Annotated in this window: 4 protein-coding genes; 1 reads left to right on the plus strand and 3 read right to left on the minus strand. The window is 63.3% G+C overall.

What is annotated here, in order from left to right; translation table 11 throughout:
* The 3 genes from J0A65_RS20875 to J0A65_RS20885 all read right to left on the minus strand — a co-directional run.
* Positions 1 to 1,465, minus strand: a 1,465-nt coding sequence (locus tag J0A65_RS20875) for a filamentous hemagglutinin N-terminal domain-containing protein (RefSeq protein ID WP_206596272.1), incomplete at its 3' end; no start/stop codon positions are given.
* A 10-nt stretch (positions 1,466 to 1,475) separates the two neighbouring features.
* The gene (locus J0A65_RS20880) at positions 1,476 to 4,511 is read right to left on the minus strand and encodes a ShlB/FhaC/HecB family hemolysin secretion/activation protein (protein WP_206596273.1); all 3,036 of its coding nucleotides are present in this window, start codon (positions 4,509 to 4,511) and stop codon (positions 1,476 to 1,478) included.
* 42 nt (positions 4,512 to 4,553) lie between these two features.
* Positions 4,554 to 5,609 (minus strand): alpha/beta fold hydrolase, encoded by a 1,056-nt coding sequence (locus tag J0A65_RS20885; protein WP_206596274.1) that lies wholly within the window; start codon positions 5,607 to 5,609, stop codon positions 4,554 to 4,556.
* A gap of 436 nt (positions 5,610 to 6,045) precedes the next feature.
* Between J0A65_RS20885 and J0A65_RS20890 the strand changes: the two genes are divergently transcribed.
* Positions 6,046 to 6,681, plus strand: a 636-nt coding sequence (locus J0A65_RS20890; RefSeq protein ID WP_206596275.1) for a lyase family protein, incomplete at its 3' end; no start/stop codon positions are given.

The raw sequence follows: 6,681 nt of genomic DNA on the forward strand, positions 1-6,681 counted from the left end.
CGGAGGTTCCCGCGCCGGACGAGGTCTGCACGATGATGTTGGCGCCCTCGCTGAGCGAGGCATTGAGCGTGGCGGAGCTGAGCGTCGAGCTGCCGCCAGCGTTCGGAGTGAATGGGCTTTCGCTGGAAGTGCCAGAGCTGGCGGCGCTGGTGATGTTGATGTTGTAAGGGTCGAGCAGCCAGGTGCCACCTTCGCCGGAGGCGGCGCTGAGGTCGACGCGGCCACTGACGTCCAGGGCATGGGCGGAGGTTTCCACCAGGCCGCCCTTGCCGGTCTCACCACCGCCGATGACGCTGATGTTGCCGTGGAACTGAGTACTCTCGGTCGCCCAGAGGATGACCTTGCCGCCATCGCCGCTGCTCAGTGCATCGGCATCGATACGCGCGTCCTTGCCCATATGGGTGGCACTGGCGTGCTGCAACGAACCAGAGCCCTGGTAGTCACCACCGAGCAATACGCTGCCACCGCCGATGTCGCCAGATGCATCGATGCGCGCAGCGTCGAACAGGCCGACGTATTCGCCGGTCATGGTCACTTCGCCGCCGCGTTCACCAGCGTTGCGCCCGGACACGTCGATCAGGCCGCTGCTTGCCACCACGCCGCTGTCACCGCCGTCGAGCAGGATGCGACCATTGCGTTGCTGCAGGCTGCTGGCCTCGATCACGCCTTCGTTGTTGACCACCGTGCTGAGCATGGCGTCACTGGTGCGTGCGCTCATGATCACGGTGCCACCACTGGCCTGGAGCAGGCCCTGGTTGAGCACGCTGGCATCGATGGCGGCTTCGTCGACCTGCAGGTTGATCAGGCCGTCGCCATCGTAGTCGAGCGTGATCTTCTCGCCGCCGCCGAGGACCACCGAGCCCATCTTCGCGATCACGCTACCTTCATTGCGTACCTGGGCACCGAGCAGGGCGACGGTACCGCCGTCCGCCGCGCGGATGGTGCCCTGATTGATCACCGCACCAGCTGTTCCCTTGCCGTCGAACTGCAGGCGTCCATCCAGGAAATCGTTGTCGGTGATATCCCCGGCACTGGCCACCAGACCGCCGACGTTGACTGCCGCACTGCTGCCGAACAGCACGCCGCTGGGGTTGATCAGGTAGACCTGACCATTGGCATTGAGCTGGCCGAATATCTGCGAGGCGTCGCTGGACAATACGCGGTTGAGTGCGACCGAGGAGGCGCCAGGCTGGTGAAAATTCACCGTCGCATCACGGCCGATATTGAAGGTGTCCCAGGTGGCGATCAGCTTCTGGCTGTTCTGGGTGACATCCAGCACATTGCCGGACTGATCGATGCGGCCACTGCCGGCGGTGATCTGGCCGTTGCTGGGTAGCGCATTGTTGTCCAGCGCCATGGCCTGCACGGGCAGCAGGCCGTGCATCACGCAGAGCACGGCATAGCTCAGTGGCTTGAGGGAGGGCAGTTGCGGACGACGGCCGCGACGGGTGTTGTGGTTGTTCACGGTCATCTCCTCAGAACGAATAGTTGAAGCCGGTGCCGATGGCGTTGATGGTGGTGCCGACCCCTGGCGAATAGCCGCTGGCCGCGTAGGCGCCGGCCACGGCGAAGTTGTAGTTGGCCAGCGAGGCGTTCTTCAGCAGGACGTAGTGGGCGAACACTTCGGTGTTGCGGGTGAAGCGATAGCCGACGCCCAGGGCATACTGGCGCGCGCCCATGCCACTGGTGTCGCAGTCGATAGCGCTGGCCGAGATCATCGAGCAGTCGCCAGGCAGGGCCCGTGCGTAGCTGGCGCGCAGGCGCCATGCGCCGATGCTGTGGCTGATGCCGAGCATGTAGGCGCGGCGGCGGTATTCGGACAGGTCGCTGAAGCTGGTGCTGTTGTTGATCACATCGTCTTCCGAGTAGTACAGCTCATCGGCCACCAGCGACAGCTGGGTGCTGCCGAAGCGGTAGCCCAGGCCGAAGCGGAAACTGTAGTCGTTCGATGAGGTGCCCTCGGTGACATGGGTGTTGCTACCCACGCCGCGGGCATTGCGACCCAGGTTGGCGATACCGAAGTAGTTGACGTGACGTTCGGCGGCGGCGACTGCCGTGAAGCCCCCGTTCTTGTAGGTGACGCTGCCACCATAGATGTAGCCCCGATCGACGTCCTCGGCGGCCCTCATGCCGTTGTTGGAGTAGGCCAGCTTGACCTGCAGGCCACGCCACTCCGGCGACCACCAGGCGACCACGCCGGACTGGCGCCGGTTGAATGCAGCGTCGGAGTTGACGCTTTCGTCGGCCTGGGTGAGCGGGCCGGAGACATAGCTGGCCAGGCTGCTGTTGAAGCCGGGAGAGCCGATGATGTTGTAGTAGGCCGCGCTGGTCTTGCCGTTGAAGGGGTCCAGGCTGGTGGTGCTTTCCTTCAGCGGCATGTCCCAGACGCCATACAGCAGTGTGCCGAAACGGTCGTCGTCGAGTGCCACGCCGGAGTTGCGCAGTCGCGTGTTGGGCGAGATCGAGAGCGGCGCGCTGTCGTCGCCGCTGAGGGTGTAGTTAACCGAGATACCGTATTCCAGTTGCCACAGAAACCGGGTGTCATCGTTGATCGGGATGCCGGCATGGGCACCGATGTAGGAGACGTTGTCACGTGCGCGCCAGTAGCTGGACATGTTGCGGCCGTTGGGCGTGGCCAGTTTGCTCTGGTCGGCTGCAGCGGCGCGGGTGGAGTCGCGGCGGTCGATGTATTCCGGCACCAGGCCGAGTGATCCGTAGAGCACCAGTTCGGTGGTCTTGCTGCGGAAGTCCTCGCGGCTGCCGACGTCCTTGGCCAGGCCGGCAAAGGCCTGCGGTGTGCCGGTGATCGAAAGCCAGAAACGCTTGTTGTCGCGCTCGTCGCTGATCGGGTCGTCACCTGGCGAGAAGGCCAGGCTGGCGTTCATCACCAGGTCGCGGTGGTAGACGTTGAGGCCCACGCCGTAGCCGTAGCGGGTCAGGTGGTTCTCGCTGTCGTCCCAGGGGTTCTTGTTCACCCGTACCCGATCGCCGTCGGCGAACAGGGTGGCCTCGGCGATGGCACCATGGTAGCGCCCGAGGTACTTGCGCAGCTCCAGGCGACCGAGCAGGCCTTCATCACCCGCGGCTTCGCCGACCGGGTAGGCTCGCACACCGTTGGGGCCGCCGAGGCTGAACTTCTCCGACGCATCGAGGTTCTTGTCCGCCCACTGACCGCTGAGTGAGGCGAACAGCGAGTAGCCCGCGCCGAGATCCTGCAGGCGACTGAACGCCAGATTGGCCTTGCGATAGCGGCCGGCGGCATTGGCGGTCAGTTCGTCTAGGGCCGCATCGAGCGGGGTGTCCTTGTTCAGCTTGCCGATGCCGTAGGCCAGGCTCCAGCGGTTGCTGCCGGCCCAGTCGTCGCGCCAGTCGCCATAGAGCGTGGCGCTGCGAAACACGGCGGATTTCTTCACCGCGAAGGCACCGGCCTCGTCCTCGAAGTGACGGTGTTCTTCGGCCAGGTTGAGCGAGATGTTGGCGTCGCGGCTACGCAGCAGCGAGCTGTCGAGAAACACCGAGGACACGACAGCGGTACCACTGGCATCGGCGGTTTTCAGGCTCTTGCCGATGGCGTACTCCATTTCGGCGTAGTTGGCGCCCAGCGTGAGGCCACTGGCGCCCAGCGGCTGGCGGTAGCCAAGACCGCGAATCTCCATGCCTTCGAAGCTGTTCTGGCCATTGAAGAACAGGCTTTCGCCGAAACCGAAGGCATCGTTGAGACTGACGTTGCTGGTGACCCTGTTGGAGCCGGTGTAGTAGTTGCCGTGATTGTCGAAGCTGACGCGGCCCGTCCAGGCGGTCATCTCGCTGAGTTTGAGCACGATGTCTGAAGCGCCCGGCTCGCGTGACGGTTGCAGCACGGCACGCACGGAAACCCCGGCGATATCGGACAGGCGCAGCAGCACGCGCTCCAGATCGGCTTCTCGAATCACGCTGCCACTGGGAATGGCGTCGATGAAGCGCTGCTGCATGCCTGGGCGCAGACGCACGTTGGGTTCGGCCTCGGCGCGGACGCTGCCGACGCGGCCCTCCTGTACGCCGAGGGTGACCACGCCATCGATGATCTCCTGGGCTGGCAGATAGGCGCGGGCTACCAGGTAGCCACGACTGCGGTAAAGGTCGGTGACGTGTTGGGCGGCCTCGCGCAGGCCAGCGAGATTGAGGTCGCGGCCAACGTAGGGGGCGAGCGTCTGCAGCAGGCGCGATTCGCTGATCTCGCGATTGCCGGTGAGCCTGAAGGCATTCACGCGAAAGGCGGCAGAGGCCTGTTCGGCAGGATTGGCCGTGGCCTGGCTGCGGTCATCCTGTGCTTCGATGCGTACATTGCCGCGCGGTGCATCCTGCGCACGTTCGGCTGGGCGCAGGAGGTCACGGTTGTTGTCGAACAGTGTGCCGGCGGAGGGCAGGGGTTCAGCCTGAGCCTGGGCAGCGAGGATCGCCGCAGCCAGCAGGGTCAGGTTGCGCGGGTGCAGCACCCGACGTACCTGGGCGGAGGTAAGGGTCGAAGTCATGGCAAGCTCGTTGTTGTTTTTGTGAGTCGGGCAGACGAGTTGTCAGCGCTTGGGGAACAGCGTGTCGGCGACGATTTCCGTGGCCAGCAGGCGGGCTGCGTTGTGACCGATACCGGCGACCGTGATTTGTGGATGGTCGACCGGCACGCCCCATCTGCTGGAAAGGAAGGCTTCGTAGCGCAGGTAGTTGAGTTGGCGCTCGACACGGTGCGTGCCCTGCATGTTGGCGCCGCAGGTGCGATCCATGACGCGGTGCCAGGGGTCGTTGTCCTGCTCACCGACCATGAAGGTCACGTCGCGAGCGGCGTAACGACGGAACAGCTGCCTGGCGTCGAGGTTCTGCCGGGTCAGGTAGAACGGTGCGCGATCCAGGCCGTAGCGATAGCGGCTGAAGCTCGGGCACATCACGGTGCGCACCGGCTTGAACGAGCCGTCCTGCAGGCGGCTGTCTTCGATGTAGACGTAGGACGAAGGGCTTGAAACGACGTAGCGGACCTTGATGCCGCGACTGGCCAGGCGTTCGTCACCGTCACCGAGAATGCTGTAGCGCTGCATCAACTGGCCGCCGGCGGAGTGACCGATCAACAGGATCTCCTGCATTGCGGGAAACCGCTGGCGGTCGGCCAGATACAGCAGCAGGTCATCCAGCACGACGAAGGAATCGATACCGCGTCGGCCGTTGCTGGAGGCGGTACCGTGCATCCACTTGTCGCGTGCCCACAGTGGCATGTCGTTCCCCGCGCGGCTGTCTTCGGCAGTGAGGAAGTTCGGTGCCAGCAGCAGGGTGTCGCCAGCCTCCAGACCGGCCTTTTTCAGCAGGTTCAGGCCATAGCCGTAGTAGTCGTCGGCGTTACGGCGCACACCGTGAACCAGGACCACGGCACGGGAGACCGGGCTGGTTGCACCCAGATCGGCATTGGCGAAGGCGAGGAAGTTGTAGGGCGCGTTCTGCCCCAGACGCAGCACCTGCTGGCTGGCACCGGCGACGCCGACATGCAGGGCAGTCGCCAGCAGGGCAATGGCCAGTACGGCCTTTCTGCGGAGGTTCGGGCTCCGCTTGAGCAGAGAACCCAGGGGCCAGAAAGATTCGTACGGCATATTCCACCTCGGCAGAGAGCGCAGCGCACCGTCAGACGGTGGCGTACTGCTAAGTCGTACCTACTGGTTGGCAGTGCAGGTCGACCTGGTTGATTGGAGTTATGCCGAGGATGCTAACAGCGGTTTTTCACTAGATAAAATATCTTGAAAATAGCCATTCAATACTTTCTGGATATTGAATTGCGCGAGATTCCATAGCCTCTGGATACGCCAAAGGCATGGGGGAGCGTGCGCGTCGTGCTGATCAGCGCGCGTCGCTGGGGCGCTGATACCTCCTGGGCGAGATGGTCTCTGGTGAAATCATATGAATACTTTAAATGTCTCGGTTTGATATTTTTAATATATTTCATATCTCTTTCGTGTGCCGCTAGCATCCCTGGGGCGCTGCTTTTCCAGGCAGCCGAGCCCTCATCGATACCGAGCGGAACTGACAACCATGAGAACAAGAAAGACTCTGCTGCACCTTGCCATCGTCTATACGCTGTTTGCCTCATCCAGCGTCCTGGCGGCCAACACTGCCGAACTACCTTGCAGCACCACGGCCGAATGCGCCGAACAGGCCCGCAAGATCGGTGCGACGGTGGACAAGTCCACACTCAAGGGTGGCGCCTACGAAAGCCAGTTCTCCTGGTTGAACCGCATCAACAAAGCTTCGATCGTCATGCTGACCGAGGAGGGCATCGTTTCCGCGCCACAGGGCCGACGCATTGCCGGTGGCGTGCAGCACGTGATCGATCAGGCTGCTCAACCTGGCGGCAAGAGCCCCAGCGATGTGCTGCAGATCGAGCAGATCATGATCGACAAGATCGGCCCGGAAGCCTCGCTCATCCACTCCGGGCGCAGCCGCCAGGACATGTACGCCACCTATCGCCTGGCCGTGTTGCGTGCTCAGGTGATGGACTACAGCGATGCGCTCAACGCGTCGCGCGCGCGCCTGCTGAAGATTGCCGGCGATAACGTGGATACCCTGGTGCCTGCCTACACCAATGGTGTGCAAGCCATGCCGATCAGTTACGCGCACTATCTGCTGGCGTTCGAGGCGGCTTTTGAGCGCGATGCGCAACGTGTGCAT

Origin of the sequence: Bowmanella yangjiangensis, from assembly GCF_017255015.1 — a bacterium.
In the GTDB taxonomy this organism is placed as follows: Bacteria; Pseudomonadota; Gammaproteobacteria; order Enterobacterales; family Alteromonadaceae; genus Bowmanella; species Bowmanella yangjiangensis.